The 4,690-nt window shown below is 44.4% G+C and carries 3 protein-coding genes and 2 pseudogenes; 1 reads left to right on the forward strand and 4 read right to left on the reverse strand.

Going from position 1 to position 4,690, the window contains the following annotated elements; all coding sequences use genetic code 11:
* Positions 1 to 64 precede the first annotated feature (64 nt).
* The 4 genes and pseudogenes from V6669_RS30355 to dfrA1 form a co-directional block, all read right to left on the reverse strand.
* Complete coding sequence (locus V6669_RS30355) at positions 65 to 370, reverse strand: plasmid mobilization relaxosome protein MobC (protein WP_005618548.1); 306 nt, start codon at positions 368 to 370, stop codon at positions 65 to 67.
* A gap of 1,526 nt (positions 371 to 1,896) precedes the next feature.
* A pseudogene (gene aadA1, locus V6669_RS30360) lies at positions 1,897 to 2,732 on the reverse strand (ANT(3'')-Ia family aminoglycoside nucleotidyltransferase AadA1).
* Between the two features lie 57 nt (positions 2,733 to 2,789).
* A complete protein-coding gene (gene sat2 / locus V6669_RS30365) occupies positions 2,790 to 3,302 on the reverse strand; it encodes a streptothricin N-acetyltransferase Sat2 (RefSeq protein WP_161771397.1) in 513 nt (170 codons plus the stop codon).
* Positions 3,303 to 3,396: 94 nt separating this feature from the next.
* Positions 3,397 to 3,870, reverse strand: coding sequence for a trimethoprim-resistant dihydrofolate reductase DfrA1 (dfrA1, locus tag V6669_RS30370; RefSeq protein WP_000777554.1), 474 nt, complete (start codon positions 3,868 to 3,870; stop codon positions 3,397 to 3,399).
* 331 nt (positions 3,871 to 4,201) lie between these two features.
* On the opposite strand from dfrA1, the pseudogene intI2 reads away from it, so the two are divergent.
* A pseudogene (gene intI2 / locus V6669_RS30375) lies at positions 4,202 to 4,588 on the forward strand (class 2 integron integrase IntI2); the annotation flags it as partial.
* Between the last annotated feature and the right edge of the window lie 102 nt (positions 4,589 to 4,690).

A 4,690-nucleotide genomic window follows, 5' to 3' on the forward strand; every position in this document is an offset into this window, starting at 1 on the left:
TAGTCCACGCAAGCCTTGCAACTACTAGCTTTTCCCTTACCGTGTTTCTTAAAAAATTTAACGATCATAGGCTCAATTCTCGCAATTTTTTGAGATTTTTTTCAATTTCTCGCAAGGTCGCCAACACGCTAACAAGGTCAATGCTCGGCTTTTGACTGTTGCATTGTCGGGCGATTTGGTTCAGGTTTACGCCTATGCGGTTCAGCTCGAACAGTAACGCAGGGTCGATTACTTTCGGCTGTCGCTTAGGTTGCTGTTCTAGGGCAACTTCCCGAACCCACTCCGCAAGCCTTGCTTTCGTTTTTCTCTCTAACAAGGCTTGATACTCGTTTTCGGTGAGCCTGATTTTTATCTCTTTCTCACGTTTCATAATGGTGTCCGTTCTTCTATTTTGACCGCTGAAAGCGGTCGGGGGTCAAGGGGGCAAAGCCCTTTTGCAAGGTCAAAAAGGAAACTCGAAGAGTACCCTTTTTGTGTCCTTGCTATTACAAAAGACAATAGTACACCAAAAGCCCCGAGAGTGATATATAAAAATCAGCGGAGCCGATAGGCGACTTCGTTTTATTAGGCGAACATCGTGAGCCTTTGAACCAAAATAAAAATAAAAAAATTTTATTATTAGGGAAGTGGTTATTGTGGGCGGTAGGTTTTTAGTGTTGGAAAGCTGTTGGAAAGCTCGTGGGTAACTCGCAGAGTTATCCATCAGCTTTTCAATGGCTTTTCAATACGACCCGCAGGGGAAAAACCGTTAAACCGTCCACATTAACTACTGACCCAAAAAAGAACGCTTTTTACTAAAAGATTTCTATTCGGTTCTCAAATGTTGCGTGAATGGGGCAACAATAAAACGTTGTGGCGTTTATCAGGGTGGGAATTGCAGACCTTACAATCAATTCCGCTGTAACCTTAAATCTCGCTTATCAGGTGTGGGCTGTACTACTTAAAGACCGTGCCACGAAACGGAGACAGAGCCTAGATTTCGTTCTAGGTACGTTATCACTTCTACGCCTGTTTATTCTTCCGAAGTCCGAGCTGAAGACTGTTTGATTTAAGGGGTGCGTTTGAGTTCTATCCCTTTCGGGTGCTTGTTGAATGGTATTTTAGGTGGACGCCAGCACTGTTTTCGATTTAACTACTTGAACAACGCCCCACCCTTTGCTATGATTAGATTGCTTAGGTCTGGATCATAGCAAAGAACGCACATTGAACAGATTATAGGAAAAGGGATCGAATGTCAAAAGTTCGATCCCTTTTTCTTTTGCAATGCATTGGTATTAAAGGCTTTAAGGTGTATTTTATTAAAATCTGTACACCTTTGTGAAAATCCATACACTTTCTTACCGTGTAATTTTATGAAATTTCGTGCACCTTTCTGCTAACGCCCTGCGGTTGTTAGACTAAAAAAGCCATTGAAAGCAAGTTTCAACGGCTTTTTCAGTCCCGAATAAAACAAAACCGCCCTGTTAGGCGGTTATGTGATAAAATCTTCCTTGTGCTATCGGCAAACGGTGTAACGTGTCCTTAGCACGTTGCCCGATTGCCTTAGGCTTATAGCACTAAGGGGGTGATCTATGTGAACGCATTACAATACTTCGTAATGATACTACTGCTCACCGTAGTAGTTGCGGTATTAGGTTTTCGAGTTCTTACCATTCTCGACCTAATTACTTACATCTTGAATAGATTGTCCTAAGACAATCGGGAAGGGGGTAGTTGGTAGCTATCCCCGACCTTTTTCCATTGTATGCCCTATCCCCTGATTTTTCAAGTTATCTACTTTTCAAATAATCTTATTCTTAATTCGTCTAGAGTTTTAATTTCTCCAGAAACATATTTTTTCAGTAATACTTCACATTCTTTAGATGGATAGTCTTCCCCAGCTCTCTAACGCTTGAGTTAAGCCGCGCCGCGAAGCGGCGTCGGCTTGAACGAATTGTTAGACATTATTTGCCGACTACCTTGGTGATCTCGCCTTTCACGTAGTGAACAAATTCTTCCAACTGATCTGCGCGCGAGGCCAAGCGATCTTCTTGTCCAAGATAAGCCTGCCTAGCTTCAAGTATGACGGGCTGATACTGGGCCGGCAGGCGCTCCATTGCCCAGTCGGCAGCGACATCCTTCGGCGCGATTTTGCCGGTTACTGCGCTGTACCAAATGCGGGACAACGTAAGCACTACATTTCGCTCATCGCCAGCCCAGTCGGGCGGCGAGTTCCATAGCGTTAAGGTTTCATTTAGCGCCTCAAATAGATCCTGTTCAGGAACCGGATCAAAGAGTTCCTCCGCCGCTGGACCTACCAAGGCAACGCTATGTTCTCTTGCTTTTGTCAGCAAGATAGCCAGATCAATGTCGATCGTGGCTGGCTCGAAGATACCTGCAAGAATGTCATTGCGCTGCCATTCTCCAAATTGCAGTTCGCGCTTAGCTGGATAACGCCACGGAATGATGTCGTCGTGCACAACAATGGTGACTTCTACAGCGCGGAGAATCTCGCTCTCTCCAGGGGAAGCCGAAGTTTCCAAAAGGTCGTTGATCAAAGCTCGCCGCGTTGTTTCATCAAGCCTTACGGTCACCGTAACCAGCAAATCAATATCACTGTGTGGCTTCAGGCCGCCATCCACTGCGGAGCCGTACAAATGTACGGCCAGCAACGTCGGTTCGAGATGGCGCTCGATGACGCCAACTACCTCTGATAGTTGAGTCGATACTTCGGCGATCACCGCTTCCCTCATGATGTTTAACTCCTGAATTAAGCCGCGCCGCGAAGCGGTGTCGGCTTGAATGAATTGTTAGGCGTCATCCTGTGCTCCCGAGAACCAGTACCAGTACATCGCTGTTTCGTTCGAGACTTGAGGTCTAGTTTTATACGTGAACAGGTCAATGCCGCCGAGAGTAAAGCCACATTTTGCGTACAAATTGCAGGCAGGTACATTGTTCGTTTGTGTCTCTAATCGTATGCCAAGGAGCTGTCTGCTTAGTGCCCACTTTTTCGCAAATTCGATGAGACTGTGCGCGACTCCTTTGCCTCGGTGCGTGTGCGACACAACAATGTGTTCGATAGAGGCTAGATCGTTCCATGTTGAGTTGAGTTCAATCTTCCCGACAAGCTCTTGGTCGATGAATGCGCCATAGCAAGCAGAGTCTTCATCCGAGATGTAATCCTTCCGGTAGGGGCTCACACTTCTGGTAGATAGTTCAAAGCCTTGGTCGGATAGGTGCACATCGAACACTTCACGAACAATGAAATGGTTCTCAGCATCCAATGTTTCCGCCACCTGCTCAGGGATCACCGAAATCTTCATATGACGCCTAACGCCTGGCACAGCGGATCGCAAACCTGGCGCGGCTTTTGGTACAAAAGGCGTGACAGGTTTGCGAATCCGTTGCTGCCACTTGTTAACCCTTTTGCCAGATTTGGTAACTATAATTTATGTTAGAGGCGAAGTCTTGGGTAAAAACTGGCCTAAAATTGCTGGGGATTTCAGGAAAGTAAACATCACCTTCCGGCTCGATGTCTATTGTAGATATATGTAGTGTATCTACTTGATCGATCAGGCTTTTGTATATCTCCCCACCACCTGAAACAATGACATGATCCGTTATTTTCTTTAGGTTGGTTAAAGCATCTTTAATTGATGGAAAGATCAATACGTTCTCATTGTCAGATGTAAAACTTGAACGTGTTACGACCGCATACTTTCGGTTGGGTAATGCTCCCATTGATTCAAAAGTCTTGCGTCCAACCAACAGCCATTGGTTATAGGTAATAGCTTTAAACAGGAGCTGTTCACCTTTGGCACTCCATGGAATATCAGGGCCATTCCCGATAACTCCATTCTTCGATATAGCTACCATTAGTGATAGTTTCACAATTCTTCCTCAGAGGTTAACATTTTATTAGTAAGCATGCTCGTTTTGTCACCCGCTGATGCTTACCGTTAATTAATATAATCACTTGTATTAAATAGACTTTCTTTAAAAATACAAGACACTCTGTTATTACAAATCGTGCATGCCGTCTATCCTGCTTGCACGATGCACATTATCTCACCCAAAGAACTCATAACATTTTAATTTATTTAGCATTAAATTAAAACTCTACCGGTAAACAAGCATCTCTAGGCGTAAAAAACAGGCACTTTTTTAAATCCCAGCTAGAATAGGCTGTATAGGCAGACAGTTGCAAGACAAGGAGCGTTTTATGTCTAACAGTCCATTTTTAAATTCTATACGCACGGATATGCGACAAAAAGGTTATGCGCTGAAAACTGAAAAAACTTACCTGCACTGGATTAAGCGTTTTATTCTGTTTCACAAAAAACGTCATCCTCAGACCATGGGCAGTGAAGAGGTCAGGCTGTTTTTATCCAGCTTAGCAAACAGCAGACATGTAGCCATAAACACGCAGAAAATCGCTTTAAATGCCCTAGCTTTTTTGTACAACAGGTTTTTACAACAGCCGTTGGGCGATATTGATTATATCCCTGCAAGCAAGCCTAGACGGCTACCCTCTGTTATCTCTGCAAATGAAGTGCAACGCATTTTGCAGGTTATGGATACTCGCAACCAAGTTATTTTTACGCTGCTGTAACCGCTTTAGATACTGCCCTGATTGCGTTGCTCTTCAGCTAAATAGGTATGGGGATCGCCCTGCAGGATTTGGGCGGTGTCGTCAGGCTTATTTAGTAAA

The organism is Paenibacillus sp. Y5S-9, assembly GCF_036894235.1.
GTDB lineage: Bacteria > Bacillota > Bacilli > Paenibacillales > Paenibacillaceae > Paenibacillus.